The organism is Cohnella sp. OV330 (assembly GCF_900112065.1).
In the GTDB taxonomy this organism is placed as follows: domain Bacteria; phylum Bacillota; class Bacilli; order Paenibacillales; family Paenibacillaceae; genus Cohnella.
The window spans coordinates 252939-269777 of the sequence record NZ_FOKE01000002.1 but is presented as its reverse complement, the minus strand read 5'-3'; the positions used below and the strand labels follow the sequence as shown (position 1 = coordinate 269777).

Genomic DNA, 16839 nt, shown 5'->3' with positions numbered 1-16839 from the left:
ATCGATTAAAGTACTCCTTTCCCATGCAGAGGCGGAGTATGCCAAAACGGTAAAAGCAGACGATCCCTATATCAAAGAATTAAACAGGCTGTCGGGATATAATCTCAGTTTCGATTTTTTGGGACATTCCGACTACGATCAACAGCTCTCTCTGCGATTTGCTTCCGGGGATTTGGCGGATTTGGTCCGGACGCCCAGCATCGATTCGACCATTCACAAGGATGCGGTCGAACAGGGGATCTTCAAAGAATTAGGGCCCTTGATCGATCAGTACGGTCCAAACCTCAAAAAGCGGATTCCCGAAACCGCATGGAACAGCCCGCGCGTTCAGAAGGACGGGAAAATTTACGGCATTCCTGTTCTTGTCGGAACGGCAAACGACAGAATCGGATTAATTCGCCAGGATTGGCTCGACAAGCTGGGCCTGAAGCAACCGGAAACGATCGACGATTGGCTGAACTATTTCGAGCAGGTTAAGGTTCAAGACGTGAACGGGAATGGCGATCCGAACGACGAATACGGCTACACGATGTTTGAAGGCGTAGGCTGGAGCTCGATGTTCTTCGGAACGTTCGGCGTCGATCCCGGAACTTGGCACTTGCAGGATGGCAAGCTAGTGCCGGATATGATCAGCCCGAAGATGAAGGAAGCCATCGCCTTTTATAAGATGCTTTATGAGAAAGGGTATGTCAATCGCGATTTGTTCACGAAAAAGGAGGCGGACTTCCGTGCCGATATTTATAACGGCAAGTCGGGAAGCTTCGCTGCCGCCGTCTATCAATACACGCCGGACTTCAGCGCAGCCAACGCGCCGAAGAAGTTCGTCAACGAGCCTGACAAAGTAAAGATCTCGATGATTGCTCCGCCGGCCGGACCTAGAGGCGAGAGAGGTTTGGGGGCCGTGTCCGATGGCATTTATTTCGTGTGGGTGATTCCGGAATCGGTTAAAAATCCCGAAGAAATCATCAAGTATCTCGATTGGGCATGGAGCGCCCCGGAAGCCGACAAGTTTTTCGCTTATGGGATTGAAGGCTCCAACTATACCGAAACGGGCGGAGAAATCAAATACGATGTTTCGGCTCCCGTTAACGCGGACAAAAACGCATTTCAAATGTTCCAGCTGTCCATCAATCCCCGCGAGATCGGGTTCAACAACGACCTGGTACTGAAGACGCTGCCGGAATCGGAAAAGATTATCGCAGGCTATAAGCTCTCTGCGGATATTGCGTTCCCGCACGACAGCCTGTATATGCCGCCGTTGGTCACCTTCCAGAACAATCCTGAAATCTCGACTTGGGGAACGATGTTCGTCGAGATGTTCTCCAAGATTATGACGGGAAATCAACCGATCGACGCGTTCGACAAATTCGTTGCGGACTGGCATAAACGCGGCGGGGATAAAGCCATCGAAGAAGCGACCCAGTGGTACGATTCGTTCCATAAATAACGTTTAGGATGGATGGCGCTGCATGCCTCATGCATGCAGCGCGGTTCGCGAATGATCGGTAATGGTTGTAAAGCAGATGGCCATCCACAAGAACCGGCAGGTGATGTTATGAAAAGGCGATTGGTGTTGCGCGACAAGGGCGTTCTTATCTTGTTCGCTTTGCCCGGATTGCTCTATTTTTTACTATTTAAATACGTTCCGCTGCTTGGCAATGTCATTGCCTTTCAGGACTATAACATCTTCAAAGGCATTTTACACAGCCCGTGGGTGGGCTTTGCGCAATTCGAGCGGATGTTCGGATTCGAAGATTTTTATGAAGTGTTTCGCAATTCCGTGAAACTCGGCATCTATTCGCTGTTGTTCGGCTTCCCCGCACCGATCATTCTAGCGCTGCTGCTGAATGAATTGAAATCAATGGCGTTCAAGAGAGTCGTGCAAACCGTTGTCTACATGCCTCACTTCTTATCCTGGGTTATCGTCGGTTCCATCTTCATTAATCTGCTCTCTTACGAAGGCATTATTAATACGATAGCCGGTAAAATGGGCTTGCCAAAGGTTGACTATGTGACGCAAGGAAACACATTCATGGCCGTACTGATATCCACCGGGATCTGGAAAGAAGTCGGATGGGGCACGATTCTCTATCTGGCGGCATTATCCGGCATTAATCCGAATCTGTACGAAGCCGCCATGGTTGACGGCGCCGGCAGATGGAGGCAGATGCGGAGCATTACGCTGCCCTTTTTGATGCCGACGATGGTCGTGGTGCTGCTTCTCTCGATTGGACATATTCTGGACGCGAATGTAGAGCAGGTGCTGATCTTCCTCAATCCGCTCGTTAGGGATGTAGGAGAGGTGTTCGATACGTATGTCTATACTTTCGGTTTGGTAGGCGGCCAGTACAGCTATACGACGGCAATTGCCTTATTTAAAGCCGTGATTGGCATCGTACTTGTATTCGGGCTGAATGCGATCAGTCGTAAAACAACCGGAGAGAGCCTTTACTAACATCGGAGGTGGATTCGTGCGTAAACCTGCAGCCTTTCAATCGTTTTTGATCGCCATTTTGACCGCTCTAAGTCTGATTATGCTGGCGCCGTTAATTCACATCCTTTCGGTATCCTTAAGTTCCCCGCTTTATGCGCAGGCTAAGCTGGTCTATTTCTGGCCGAAGGGATTGCAGTTTGCCGTTTACAAAAAAATCATTTCGATGGATGAGATGTGGAGGGCGATGGGGGTCAGTGTCTACATTACCGTCATCGGTACGTTGATCACTTTGGCGCTCACGTCCATGATCGCGTATTCGCTATCCAGAGCGACCATGCCGGGCCGAATATGGATCATGCGGCTCATCGTGCTTACTTTTATTTTACCCGCGCCGCTTATACCGGGTTTCCTGTTAGTCAAATCTCTCCATATGCTCGATACGCTTTGGTCATTGATGATACCGGGAGCAACAAGCGCTTTTTACGTGATCATCATGCGAACTTTTTTCCGGAATGTATCCGGCGAGCTGTTCGATGCGGCGAAGATGGACGGCTGCGGCGAGGCGGGCATCTATTTCCGTGTCGTGCTGCCCTTATCGACGGCCGTGATCGCCACCATCGGACTATTCCATGCCGTCTATCAATGGAACACTTACTTTTCCGCGCTTGTGTTCATCAGGGACAAGACGCTCTATCCTCTGCAGGTGCTGCTGCAAAACCTGGTCGCCAAAAAAGGGCTGAACAACTTCATGGGGGAGGTTCAGTTCGAACTCAATATGCCCGTGACGCCGGAAATGATGAGCGCAGGCATTATTATCTTTGCCACGGTTCCGATTCTGATCGTGTATCCGTTCCTGCAAAGATATTTTGTGAAAGGCGCCATGCTGGGCTCGCTGAAAGAATAATAGAGGAGGTCATCTAATGAAGCGTTATCTGATGCATCTGGCAAAAGTGGTAATTGCGTTAGCCATTGCGGCACCCGGATTTGTGATGGGTCCATCTGGACGCGCCAATGCGACGATCGCAGATATCGATAAAATCGTTCCGACGCCGCAGCAGGTCAGCTATACGGACGAGTTTCTGACGCTGCATGACGGCACCTCTTATAAAGCGGCGATCGTCATCGGCAGGGAAGCTTCGTCGGCGGAGGAGGAAGGCGCAAATCTGCTGCAAAGCGTCATTGCCCGCAAAAACGGGCAGCAAATTCCGATCCTCTACGACGATCAGTCCAACGCGGTCTATTCGGTGGTCATCGCCATCGGAACGAAAAATACGAATACCGTTAACGGCAGTCACGCCATTGACGTTCCCGATCATAAGGAGGGTTACGCCATCGAACGGGCGTTGGCCGGCAATCGGCATATCGTGCTGGTCACCGGTTACGAGGCGATCGGAGCCTATTACGGTTCGACGAGCCTTGCCCAAATGGTAGATTCGAGCGGCGCCTTAACCCGGCTGCGGGTCATATCGGTCCGCGACTATCCGGATATGGATATGCGGATCTTCAAGGACATCTATACCAAATTTCATGTGAATAATGAAGGCGAATTTACGTATTCCGACGCTAGAGACTGGATGCACATGCTCCCTTTGCTGAAGGTCAACGTGTTCAGCTTATGTTACAGCCATCTTTTAGAGACCGGTTGGAGAAATCCGAATGCCGACTATGTGAATGCGGTGAAAGAATTCAGCAATTATGAACGGGATAAAGGCATCATCCAATTTATGCAGGAGGTTAATCCCGGCTACTCGGGGGGGATGCCGACGGACGCAGAGTTCGGCAAGCTGCTTGACTTGTTTAAATTATCATTGGATGAAGGCGCTTCCAAGATTATGCTGGCTTTCGACGATCAAGGCTCTCCGGATCCGGCGAAGCATCGGGATTTGGCCAATAAGATCCAGAAGAGCCTGTCAGGTCCTGAAGGGTTTTATTTGCTGACGACGCCGGAGAAGTATAATCTGACCGAGTCCGATATCGGCACCTACTTGAATACGTATACGACCGGATTGATCCCGGAGATCGGGGCAGCTTGGACGGGTTATAATGTCTTCTCGACGGAATTGACGCCGGCTCACGTATCCACTTGGAGAAATTATACGAGCAGTCCTTATAAAATACCGTTCTATTGGCACAATGACTACGAACTTGCGGATACCAGATTGAATTTTAACGATCCGGACGTTCCGAAGTGGGAGATCGACAATTATTACTTTACGGATCAAAGAGTTCCGTTTAAGACGAAAACGATGGTTCCTCCGGCGCAATCGCTGACCTTGCCGGGCGGGTACGTGTGGAACGATATGCCGCGGAATACGTCCGAAGGCGTCCTCGAAAATATTTTCCGGCCGACGACGCCGCACAAAATCTACGCGATATCGATGGCGAACTGGATGTGGAATCCCGATGCCTACATGAACGACGCGACAGAGTTCGCGCGTGCCAAAAGATACTGGGACACGATCGTATCCAATCCGGGATTTAAGAAAACCGCTACCGCATCATCGCAGTTCAGCGCAGCCTATGCGGCCGATAAAGCCGTGGACGGTATTAACAGCAATGATGCCGTGGAGAATACTTGGGCGACCGCCAGCGGCGCTGCGCTTAATTCCTGGTGGAAGCTGGACCTGGGCAAAAAGCAGAAGATGGAGGGCGTGCGCGTCAAGTATCGTGAATTTCAGAAAAAAGCATACATGGTTCCGAACGCGGTAACCGTGCAAATCAGCAACGATAATGTCAACTGGACAACGGTCGTGAATCAATCGACGAATGTCCCGCCTGAAAATTCCACGTACGCTTCCGAAGTGTATCTTTATCCGTTCCAGGCGGAGGCCAGATACGTACAGCTGAAATTTCCGACGGGCGGGCAAAATTCGCTGATCGAGCTTTCGGAGGTAGAAATCGCTCGGGAAAAAACGGTGCCGGCATCCGCGAATCTGGCGATTGGAAAGACAGCTTCCGCTTCCTCTGTATTTGATGCCACCTATACTGCAGGCAAGGCGAATGACGGGTTGAACAGTCATGGAACCGTTAATCCGAACAATGCGTGGTCCAGCGCCTCGGGTACGAATCTGAACAGTTGGTGGAAGGTCGATCTGGGGCAGCAGGAAAAGTTCAAAACCATCGAAGTGAAATTCAGGGAATCTCCCGCGAATATCGCCTATATGGCGCCGAAGACGATCACCGTCCAGACAAGCGACGACAATACGAATTGGACGACGCTGCTGGCCAGATCGGCTAACGTTCCTGTGAACGGTCAATCCTACGGGTCCGCTGCGTACGCCTATTCCGTAAACGGGCAAGGCAGGTATGTCCGCCTGCTGTTCGAGGACGGCGGCCAGAGTACGTCGGTGCAATTGTCGGAGGTCGGCATCTACAACCGCAAGCTGCCTCAGCATGAGCGGCAGACGCAGAATGCCGCCTTCAAGAGAAAAGCGACGGCTTCGTCGGAATATTCGGCGATGTATCCGGCCGGGAAGGCGAACGACGGCACGCACTCCCGCAGAACGGCGGAGAACGCCTGGGCCTCCACCGCAGCGGGAGCGGCAAACGCATGGTGGGAGGTAGATCTGGGCAGGCAGACGTCTATACAGGATGTGGCATTGTATTTCCGGGAATTTCCTTATGGCTCTGCATATACCGTACCGGCCAACATCGCCTTCGAGGTGAGCAACGACAAGACGACCTGGACGAGCGTTCTAAGCGCGACGAACGTACCCGTCGAAGGTCAGAGCTACGATTCATCGAAGTATACGTACACCTTGAACGCCTCGGGCAGGTATTTGCGATTGAAGTTTCCGGGAGGCGGCCAGAGCAGCCTTGTGGAGCTGTCGGAAGTAGAGGTGCGTTCGCCGCAGCTTGCCCGATCCGATTTCCATAATGTCATCGCTCAGGACGGCGCCGACGCCTGGATGTACAAACATACCGACGGCTACTATTATTACACCAAGACGACGGGCAACAATGTGACGATCTGGAGATCCAAGACGCTGTCGGGTATCGAAGCCGGCGAGAAAAAGGTCATCTGGACCCCGCCCGCCAACAATCCGAACGCGGCGAACTGCCGGTCGATCTGGGCGCCGGAAATTCACTTTTTGAACAATGCCTGGTATGCCTATTATTCGGCTACGACCTGCGCCGATTCGAAGGATCTCAATCATCGTATGTTCGTACTGGAGAATACGAACGCCGATCCGTTCCAAGGAACGTTTACCGATAAAGGAAAAATAACCGACGCGACGGATTTGTGGGCGATCGACGGCACCGTGTTGAATCTTGCGGGGCAGCTCTATTGGTTCTGGTCCGGATGGGATTCCCCGTACCAGGATCGCCAGAACATCTATGTGGCTTCGATGAGCAATCCTTATACGTTGTCCAGCCCCAAAACATTGCTTTCATCGCCGAATTTCGGTTGGGAGAAAACCCAATTCCCTTATGTAAACGAAGCGCCGCAGCCGATCGTCAAAGGAAATAAGGTTAATCTTGTCTACTCGGCGGATGGCAGCTGGAGCAATAACTACAACTTGGGACTGCTGACGGCAAGCGCTTCGTCCAATTTATTGTCCGCGGCATCCTGGACGAAGAGCGCCGCGCCGATTTTCAGCGGCGGCAGCGGCGTCATGGGCCCAGGGCACAACAGCTTCACCAAATCGCCTGATGGCACCGAGGATTGGTTGATCTATCATGCCGCCCGATGGTCCGGCTCAGGCTGGACGAGGAGCGTAAGGGCGCAGCCCTTTACCTGGAACGCGGACAACACGCCTAATCTCGGCGTTCCGGTCTCGCCGAACTTTCCGATCCTGACGCCGTCCGGGGAGCCGGTGAGAAAGAGATATGAAGCCGAAGAGGCGACGATCGCGAACGGGGCGAAAAGGGTGCAGGACGAGACGGCCTCGGGCCGAAAAAAGGTTGGATATATGGATAATTCGAACAGCTACGTGGAGTTCGACGTTACCGTCGCTGCGGCCGGTTCCTATATCCTGTCGGCAAGAACGGCTAACGGAACGATCGGCCAACCGATCGCAACCTACAGCATGACCGTCAACGGAGGAACGAGCCAGGCGGTCGACATTGTGTATTCCGATTGGGGAAACTGGGGAACGACCGTAATGGAGAAAACCTTAACGGCAGGACACAATAAAGTCCGGTTTACCAAAGGCGCTAATTACGCGGAGATCGATTATCTGGATGTTATGCTTAAACCATAATTCGAAATAAGCGGTCCGTCCTCACCCGAGGGCGGGCTGCTTTTTATTGCGCATCGAAGGGATGGCATTTTTTTGGCGCTTCTTAATATCCGACAGATAATCGAAAGTTTAGGGGGGACGAACCGGACGTCGACCCCTCTATAATTAAGATCAGACAACCGGGGGAACGCGAGCCGTCCGCGGCTGCCGCCGCCACACAGCCCGCGAAAGGAGAGAAATCCATGAAATCCGCGTTTATTCGCGACTTCTTGAATTACAAAACGATGCTGTTCATGCTCATTCCGTCCTTGTTTTTCGTCTTATTGTTTCAATATCTTCCGATGTTCGGCCTCATCCTCGCCTTCAAAGAGTACACCTACAGCAAAGGCATACTCCGAAGCGCTTGGAACGGCCTCGAGAACTTCAAGTTTTTCTTTATCTCGGGAGACGCCTGGCGAGTGACGCGCAACACCGTCCTTTACAACGCCGCCTTCATCGCGATCAACCTCGTCCTTCAGGTCTCCATCGCCATCATGCTGTCCGAGCTGAAGAGCAAATGGTTCAAGAAAATCAGCCAATCGATGCTGTTTCTGCCCTACTTCATCTCCTGGGTCGTGGTCGGCACGATTGTCTACAATCTGCTGAACTTCGAGCACGGCACCATCAACACGCTGCTGCGATCGCTGGGCATCGAGCCTTTCAACTTCTACAGCGACAAAAGCGTCTGGCCCTTCTTCCTCGTCTTTTTCTCCGCATGGAAAGCCGTAGGCTACGGCGCGGTCTTTTACTTGGCCGCGATCATGAGCATCGACGCCGAGATGTTCGAGGCGGCCGAGACCGACGGCGCGAACATCTTCCAGCGGATCTGGCATATCACGATTCCTTCGCTCAAGCCTACGATGATCGTCCTGACGCTGCTGTCGGTCGGTCACATTTTCCGCGGCGACTTCGGCCTTTTCTACAACATGATCGGCAACAACGGCCTGCTGTTCGGAACCACGGACGTCATCGACACGTTCGTCTTCAGATCGCTGGTCGAAAACAACGAGATCGGCATGTCGGCGGCTATCGGGTTCTATCAATCGATCCTGTGCTTCGCGACCATCCTGCTCGTGAACGGAATCGTCCGCAGAGCGGACAAGGATTCGGCTTTGTTCTAATCGGAAAGGAGCGTCACGCTTGATGAATTCGGTAACCGATACCCGCGTGGCGGCCGCCGGCTTAGACCGGATGCCCGCCCGCAAGATACGCGCGGACCAATGGATTTTAAATACGATCTCTTACTTTTGGATCACTTTCGTCGCCCTGCTGTGCATCCTGCCCTTCCTGCTGATCCTGAGCGGATCGTTCTCGTCGGAACGGGCTATCTTGATGGAAGGCTTTAAGCTCATCCCGGCGGAATTTTCCTTGGAAGCCTACCGCTTCGTCTTCAAGTTTCCCGAGCAAATCCTGCGCGCCTACGGCGTCACCGTTTCCCTGACCGTCCTGGGCACCGCCCTGTCGCTGTTCGTCATCGCGATGTGCAGCTACGTGCTGCAGCGGCCAGACTTCAAGTGGCGCAACGGCTTCTCCTTCTTCTTCTACTTCACGACCCTGTTCAGCGGAGGCCTCGTCCCGTTGTACATCCTGATCGTCAACTATCTGAAGCTCAAAGATACCTACTGGGTGCTATTGTTGCTGCCGCTCGTCAACGTATTCTACATTTTGGTCATGAAAAGCTTCATGCGGAGCATCCCGGCCGCGATTACCGAGTCCGCCAAGATCGACGGGGCCGGAGACTTTACGATTTTTATCCGCCTGATCCTGCCTCTGACCAAGCCCGCGCTGGCGACGATCGGCCTGTTCGTGGCGCTCGGATATTGGAACGACTGGTTCAACTCCTTGCTCTTCATCAGCGACCAGCGGCTGTATGAGCTTCAGTATTATCTGTACAAGGTGCTGGGCAACGTGGACGGGCTGAAGATCGTGGCGGAGAAAAGCGGGCGCCCCGTGCCGGACCTGCCGGGCGAAGGCCTGAAGATGGCGCTGACCATCGTCGTGACCGGGCCGATCATCTTCTTGTATCCGTTCATCCAGCGCTATTTCGTCAAAGGTTTGACGATCGGGGCCGTCAAGGGATAACGCCGGAATTCCGGTTTATCATAGCAAGCATTATCATCCATTCATCGGGGGGAAGCGTATGAGTAAAAAGAAGAAAGCTTGGTTAGGCACGTCCACGGTTCTGGCATTCAGCATGTTGGCCAGCGCTTGCAGCGGCGGAAACGGGAACAACGCGGCTTCAGGGAGTCCGTCTGCTTCCGCGACGGCAACGTCTTCGGCGAGCGCATCCGCCTCGCCTACGGCCAGCGCTTCGGCGTCGGCGATCGATACTTCGGAGCACGTCAAGCTGAAGATGGTATTGGTCGGGCCGAAGGCGCCGGACACGGACGAAGTATACGCGGAGGTCAACAAGATTCTGACCGAGAAGATCAATGCCGAGCTCGAGGTGAGATTCCTCGATTGGGGCGAGATGAATCAGAAGTACCCGCTGCTCTTCGCGGCCAACGAGGACTTCGACATGGCTTTCACGTCCAGTTGGGCGTTCTATAATCCGACTGCGCGCAAGGACGGTTTCCTCGAGCTGACGGAGGACTTGCTGAAAACCTACGCGCCGAATACGTGGGCCAATCAGGATCCGGTCGGCTGGGATCAGGCCAAGATCGACGGCAAGATCTATATGGTGCCGCAGGACGCCTTCGAATCCGGCTCCGCCGTCGCCATGGTCCGCGGCGACTTGCGGGAGAAGTACAATATTCCCGAACTCAAGACGCAGGCCGACTTCGTCAACTACGTGAAAACGATTGCTAAGAACGAGAAGGGCATAGTCGCCTACAACGGACCGCCGACCACGCTTAACGGCTCGGGCTCGGCTCTCCTCTTCCTGGATCTCGAAAAGCGCTGGGTACACGGGAGCGCGCCGCTTGTCTATGACATGAATTCCGAATCGCCGCAGCTTATCAACTATCTGGAAGACCCGGCATCGCTCGCAAAGATCGACACGATGTACGACATGGCGCAAGCGGGCGTATGGCCCAAAGACGCGATCGTCGCCAAGACGGACTGGCACGCCGCCTTCAAGGAAGGCAAGATGGCGGCGGATGCAGGCAACATCCTGACGGCATCCGCGACGATGGAAGCGATGAACCTGGCGCATCCGGAGTGGAAGGTGGAGGTCTACGATCTCTCGCCCGACGCGAAGCGCTTCCAGGATCCGCTCATCAACAACGGCGTCGGCATTCACGCGACCTCCAAGCATCCGGAACGTGCGCTTATGGCGCTCGACTTGCTCCGCTACGACCGGGAGCTGTTCGAATTGACGACCTACGGAATCAAGGGCAAGCACTGGGAACCGGTCGGCGAGGACAGGTACAAAGTCCTTCCCGGCTCTACCGGCTACACGCCCGACGGCGTATGCCCATGGGGTTGGAGAACGGAGCTCGTCCGTACGCTCGACGGCCCTGCAGGCGATCTGCTTCAATCGTTCTATAAGAAGTGGAAGGAAAACAACATCATTCACAGTCCGCTCGAGACGTTCGCGCTCGACGATGCCAACATCAAAAACGAGCTTGCCGCCCTGGCCAACGTCCAGAAGACGTATCTGCTTCCGATCTACTTCGGTCTCGTCAAACCTTCGGAGGGCATTCCCGAAGTCATCGAAAAGATGAAGCAAGCAGGGCTCGACAAGGTGCAAGCCGAAATGCAAAAGCAGCTCGACGCCTACGTGGCAAGCCATAAAGCATAATCATTAAGAAGCGGCGGTCTCCGGAAGGAGCCGCCGCTTTTTTCGTTTGTCCGCCCTCGGGTCGCGCTTATTCCGCGCCGACGACGAACGGAATATGGATCTCGACCGCCATCCCGTCGCCGGGAGAGCTGAAAAACTGCAGGCCGTAGCTATCGCCGTAATATACTTTGATCCGTTCCTGCACGTTGCGGATGCCATAGCCGCTGCCGGACGTCTTGAGCCTGGCGCCGGCCCGAAGCCGTCCAAGCTGTTCCTCGTCCACGCCGGCGCCGTCGTCCATGACGGTCAGCACGATCCGGTCGTCCTTGCGTTCGCAGGAGATGGCGATGCTGCCCTCGCGGTTTTCGCTGCCGAGGATGCCGTGGAGGATGGCGTTCTCGACGATCGGCTGTAGCGTCAGCTTAGGGATGAGACCCTGCAGAAACGGCTCGTCCACTTGCGCGATCAGTTCGATTTTCTGCTCGAACCGCACGTTCTGTATCTCGACGTAATAGGCGATCAGCTCCAACTCCTGGCCGATCGTGATGATATCCTGCCCGTTGCTTAGCGTCAGCTTGTAGTAGCGCGCGAGCGACTGGACGAGCGAAGCGATCTGGTCGTTCATGCCGAACTGCGCCATCCAGTTGATCTGATCCAGCGTATTGTACAAAAAATGCGGGTTGATCTGGGATTGCAGCGCCTTCATCTCCGACTTGACGGCTCTGACCTCGACGTCCTTCAGCAGGGCAAGCTGGCGAGACATCGCGTTGTAGCTATGGATAAGCTCCCCGATCTCGTCTTCGCCGGCCGGCTTCACGATCGGTTCGAGCGCGCCGGTCTCCATCGATTTCATTTTCTGGCTCAGGTGGGTGATCCGCCTGGTCATGTTCAGCGATATGATATGGGCGAGCAGCATCGCGAGCAGCGCGACGCCGATGAGGCTGATCAGCAGGCTTCGCTGCAGGCTCGCGCTTTTGGATACGATCTCCGAACGCGGAATCGCCGTCACCATCGTCAGATCCGTATCGGGGATGCGCAGCTGGAGAAATTCGAGCTCGCCATTGCCGGCGATCGCCTCTTCGCCGGCATCGGGAAAATAACGCTTCATCAGCGCATCGTCCGAAGCGATCAGGATGGCGCCGTCGCTCCGCTGCAGGTAGGTCAGGCTGTTCTTGACCGTATTCGCGCGGGATACGATCTCCTTGAGGACGCGCTCGTTCAGGTCGAGCCGCAGCAGGCCGATCGGCTCGTTGTAGTGGTCGGGATTGCGAATGAGCCGGACGAGGGATGTCACCTTCTGCGCGCCCGGTCCGCCGGTCGTATCTTCAAGCCCCGAGAACCACATGAGCTTCACCTGCGCGGCCTGCAGCTGTTCGTACCAATGCGTTTTTTGCGCGTCTATTAATCTGAACATGGAACTGCCTTCGCCCGCGTACAAGAAGCCGTCCGGCATGTACAGCTTGACGGCGACGACATCCGTGCCGTCGCGATAGGATTCGAGGAACTGGCTAAGCTTATTGCCGTCCTCAAGCTGCTCGTACAGCGAATAGGCGGACGGATCTCGCTTCAGGATGCGCGTCAGCTGGTCTTCGTCCAGCGCGATCAGGTCCGACGTGTCGGTGATGCGCTTCATTTTATACGAGAGAAAAGAATGCGTCTGGTTAAAGCTCTGGTTAAGCGAGAAGCTGACCATCTCCTGAATGATGCCCGCGACCTTCCCGGATGCGTAGAGCTGGAGATATAGAATCGGTAGCAGAATCAGGAGCAGGTAAGACAACAGCAGCTTGTGCTTGAGCTTCAGCTTGAGCAGAATCCGGTTAAGCGCGTTATGCATCGACGATTCGCTTCCTGTATTCGGACGGCTGCATGCCTGCGATTTTTTTGAACATTTTGCTGAAATACTCCCCGTCGGCATAGCCCACCTGAAGCGCGATATCGAACAGCTTCAGCTCGCGGTTCGCGAGCAGCGTCTTGGCCCGGTTGATTCGGTATTCCGACATGTATTGCTTGATCGTCATGCCGGTGCCTTCCTTGAAAACGGAGCAAAGATGCGGCACCGTCACGCCGACGTATTCGCCGATCTCGGAGAGCGACAGCTCCCTGTTCTGGTAGTGGCGTTCGATATATTGCGCGACTTGCCGGACGATCGAATTGCCCTTCCGCGCTTCGAGGCGCTCGAACAGGGCGGCTAGCTCGCCCTCCAGCAGCGCGCGCAGGTCGTCCAGACGCTGGCATGCGTGCAGACGCTCCGCGAACGGGCCGACCGAGGCGTCTTGCCTGAATTCGGTGAGCCCGCTCTCCTTGCCGAACTGCCGAAGAACCTGATAGAGCTGCAGGTAGACCCCTTTCGTGTAAGAGACCGCGGTATGCGGATGCCGGCGGATGTCGCGAGCTAGACTTCCCAGCCAGCGCCTGGCCTCGTCTTCGCCTCCCGATTGAAGCGCCGAAGCGAACGCGGCCGCTCGATCGTCGTCGAATACGTACGCGTCCGTTCGTTCCTCGGCATCCGTCTCTCGCAGGACGGCATTCGGAGGCCGGTAGAAGCTCTTCTGAAGCTGAAGGACGGCGGACACGTACGAATCGTAGGCGCGCGACATGCCCGAGACCTGCCTGCCAACGGCGAGGTGGTAGCCGGGACTGTCAGGCAAGCGGGCGCGCGCGAGCTCGATCCAGTCCTGAAGCCGCGCAGAGAAGGCGATGGGGGGATGGCGGTCCGGGCGCGCGCAGAGGTGCGCGACGAAGTGGTATTCGTCTTTTTTGAGGCAGTAGCCGTCCAGACCGGCGTCGCGGGCGGTATCCTCGAGCGTCAGCAGCACCGAGTCGGCGGCGGCCCCGGAGGGACGATGCCATTTAAGAATGGCGCTGCAGCAGGCTGCGATATCGGAGGGCTGCCGATTGATGAGCGAGAGCAGCCTGGACAGCTTGTCTGACGGCAGGTCGGGCGAGAGGAGCAGTCCCGCGATCTCGCGTTTGATCAGCGGCTGGCTCTCCGCCTCTCCGAGGTTCGACCGCCGCTCGTTCAACACCATTTGCGCCGCGCCCTGCAGCGCCTCCAGCAGCTCCTCCTGCCGTATCGGCTTCTCCAGGTAGTGGACGGACTGCAGGGAGATCGCGGCCTTCAAGTAGGCTTTGTCCGAAAATCCGCTCATGAAGATGATGCGCACGTTCGGACAGAGGCTTCGAATGGCGCGCGCCGCTTCGATCCCGTCCATGCGGGGCATGCGGATATCGGTGAGCAGAATGTCGGGACGGAACCGCTCCGCGATCCGGACGGCTTCCCCGCCGTCCTCGGCGTGCTCGATCTCCTCGATTCCGCAGCGCTTCCAGTCCGTTTTCAACAAGATTCCCTTGCGTATCAACTGTTCGTCTTCCACGAGCAGCAGCTTCACCCGTATTCCTCCCCGCGCGCGATGTTCAATAGCCTCATTATAATCGCTTTTGGCCGCGCAAAAGGCGATATCTTAATTTTGAACAGGAAGTATTAAGAATGAAGGGGGTTGCGGGGTTTGACATCTCGCCCGTAACGAAAAACCCTCCCGACTTCCGTTTGGAAGGGGGAGGGGAGGAAGGTCCGCTTATTCGCCGAACAGACCGGCTTGCGCGAGCAGCCGCTTCAACACGACGGCGGCTTCGGCACGGGTCGTCTTTGCCAGCGGCCGGAAGGTTTGCCGACCGTCGCCGGTCAACAAGCCCGCCGCCGCCGCTTCGACGATCGCCGGCCGGGCCCATGCTGCCGACTGCTGCAGATCGGCGAACGCCTGGTCGCCCGCTTCGGCGGTCGCCTCGGCCAGCGGCCGCTGCACGTATTCGGCCGCGCGCATCAGGATGGCGGCGAGCTCCTGCCGCGAGATCGGGTCTTCCGGCCGGAAGCGGCCGTCCGGGTCGCCCTGGATCAGCTTGGCGGCCGACGCAGCCTGAACGGTCACCGCGTACCATTTGTTCGGTCCGACGTCCGCGAAAGCCGTCGCGGTCGGCTCGGCCGCGTTCAAGGCCAGCGCGCGGGCGAGCAGCGCGGCGAATTCGGCGCGCGTCACGGCTTTGTCCGGATCGAATCGTCCATCGGCGACGCCTTGGACGAGCAGCTTGCTCGCCATCGTCTCGACCGTCTCGCGGCTCCAATGACCGGTCACGTCGCCGAACCGCTTGTCCAGGGCGACCAGCGCGTAGACGCTGTTGCCTTGGCGGTACAGATCCGCGACCGCTTCGCCGTTCACGACGCGAAAAGCCGTCGGCACTGGGCGCAGCTCGCCGGTATCTGGATCGATATACACGCCGGTCGTCCGGCTCGGATCGACTTCCCCTTCGAGCTTGAACGAGCGGGATACATACGCGTCGAACCGGTCCATCGTCACGGTTCGGCCGTCCGGCAGCGTGGCGAATACGTCGAACGCCACCGGCTTCGTCAAGAGCTTTGCGCCGAGCGCGGACGCGCTCCGCTCCGCTTGGTTCGTCTGGGCGGCGCCGGCCTCGGCCGCCTGAATCGTGATGCGCGCCGAGGCGGCGTCTTCGCCCAGCCGCGCCAGCCATGCCGGCGAAGCCAGCTCGGCGAGCGGCAGCGAATAGGTCGCGCTGCCGGACGCGATTTCCAGGACGGCGTCGGGTTTTTGCCGCGCCCAGGCTAGAAGCGTCGACAGCGGCGCTTCGACGGGGCGATCCGTCGGAATGACGATTCGTCCCGACGCCAGTTGGCTCGCGCCGTCGTTCTCATCGATCGCTGCCGGCTCGTCGGTCCCATTGTCACCGCCGGTACCGCCCCCGTTTTCCCCGCCTCCGTTTTCGCCGCCATTCACCGTCGTCCCGCCGCTTGCCGCGATATGTACCTTGACCGTGCGCGGCTCGGCGAACGTCGTCGCCGATAGCTTCGGATCGAGCGTCTTCACGCTCGTAAGCCGGATCTCGGCGTCGCCCTCGACATTCGATCGCAGCGTCAGGCGGGCCAGGACAAGCGCGCCGTCGATGCCGGACGCTTGTCCCGTCTTCGTCGATCCGTATCGGAGCGTATGCCCGTTCAAGACCGGCGCCGCCGACAGGCCGCCGGGCAGCCGGTCCTGGGCGTCGACGACCGATACGCCTGCCGGCAGATCGACGAGCACCTCGTACGCATACAAGCTTTTGAGTCCGGTTCCTTCGATCGTCACGGCGAAAGGTTCGTTAACCTTAACCGACGCTTGAGCCGCCTTCAGCTCGAACGCTGTCGTCGCGTTCTCCGCGGCATTCGCCATTCCGACGAGACCGAACTGACCGATGCCCGCGAGCAATAGCAGCGCCGCCATAGCCCCGCGCCATTTTGCGCTTCTCATCACTTTTCCTCCTCGCAGGTTGATCAAGCTTGTCCATCATGATGACAACGGTTGCAAAACAGCGATGTATTGTACATTGTAAGGCTCCGCCGGCTCCCCCGACATTCACTATTCGCACGCAAGTTGCCTTAATCGGTCGAAAAAAAACGCATAGCGCCCCAT

General features: G+C 56.3%; 10 protein-coding genes. 7 read left to right on the top strand and 3 right to left on the bottom strand.

Annotation, left to right across the window (positions count from 1 at the left end; translation table 11 throughout):
* Window positions 1-181 precede the first annotated feature (181 nt).
* The 7 genes from BM235_RS05125 (at window position 182) to BM235_RS05095 (ending at window position 11398) form a co-directional block, all read left to right on the top strand.
* Window positions 182-1447 carry an extracellular solute-binding protein gene (locus tag BM235_RS05125; protein ID WP_143106631.1) on the top strand — a complete coding sequence of 422 codons (1266 nt, stop codon included), beginning with the start codon at window positions 182-184 and terminating at the stop codon, window positions 1445-1447.
* A gap of 12 nt (window positions 1448-1459) precedes the next feature.
* The gene (locus tag BM235_RS05120; RefSeq protein ID WP_255374061.1) at window positions 1460-2455 is read left to right on the top strand and encodes an ABC transporter permease; all 996 of its coding nucleotides are present in this window, start codon (window positions 1460-1462) and stop codon (window positions 2453-2455) included.
* Window positions 2415-3338, top strand: coding sequence for a carbohydrate ABC transporter permease (locus BM235_RS05115; protein ID WP_090110142.1), 924 nt, complete (start codon window positions 2415-2417; stop codon window positions 3336-3338). Before BM235_RS05120 ends, BM235_RS05115 begins: the two co-directional genes overlap by 41 nt.
* 16 nt (window positions 3339-3354) lie before the next feature.
* A complete protein-coding gene (locus BM235_RS05110; protein WP_090110140.1) occupies window positions 3355-7638 on the top strand; it encodes a family 43 glycosylhydrolase in 4284 nt (1427 codons plus the stop codon).
* 221 nt (window positions 7639-7859) lie between these two features.
* A complete protein-coding gene (locus tag BM235_RS05105; RefSeq protein ID WP_090110139.1) occupies window positions 7860-8777 on the top strand; it encodes an ABC transporter permease in 918 nt (305 codons plus the stop codon).
* A 22-nt stretch (window positions 8778-8799) separates the two neighbouring features.
* Window positions 8800-9738 carry a carbohydrate ABC transporter permease gene (locus BM235_RS05100; RefSeq protein ID WP_255374125.1) on the top strand — a complete coding sequence of 313 codons (939 nt, stop codon included), beginning with the start codon at window positions 8800-8802 and terminating at the stop codon, window positions 9736-9738.
* Between the two features lie 58 nt (window positions 9739-9796).
* Window positions 9797-11398, top strand: a complete 1602-nt coding sequence (locus tag BM235_RS05095; protein WP_090110126.1) for an ABC transporter substrate-binding protein — start codon at window positions 9797-9799, stop codon at window positions 11396-11398.
* Window positions 11399-11465: 67 nt separating this feature from the next.
* On the opposite strand, the gene BM235_RS05090 is transcribed toward BM235_RS05095, so the two are convergent.
* The 3 genes from BM235_RS05090 to BM235_RS05080 all read right to left on the bottom strand — a co-directional run bounded on the left by BM235_RS05090 (window position 11466) and on the right by BM235_RS05080 (window position 16677).
* Window positions 11466-13211, bottom strand: coding sequence for a cache domain-containing sensor histidine kinase (locus BM235_RS05090; RefSeq protein WP_158543910.1), 1746 nt, complete (start codon window positions 13209-13211; stop codon window positions 11466-11468).
* Window positions 13204-14766, bottom strand: a complete 1563-nt coding sequence (locus tag BM235_RS05085) for a response regulator (protein ID WP_090110122.1) — start codon at window positions 14764-14766, stop codon at window positions 13204-13206. Before BM235_RS05085 ends, BM235_RS05090 begins: the two co-directional genes overlap by 8 nt.
* 186 nt (window positions 14767-14952) lie before the next feature.
* Window positions 14953-16677 (bottom strand): S-layer homology domain-containing protein, encoded by a 1725-nt coding sequence (locus tag BM235_RS05080; protein ID WP_090110120.1) that lies wholly within the window; start codon window positions 16675-16677, stop codon window positions 14953-14955.
* Between the last annotated feature and the right edge of the window lie 162 nt (window positions 16678-16839).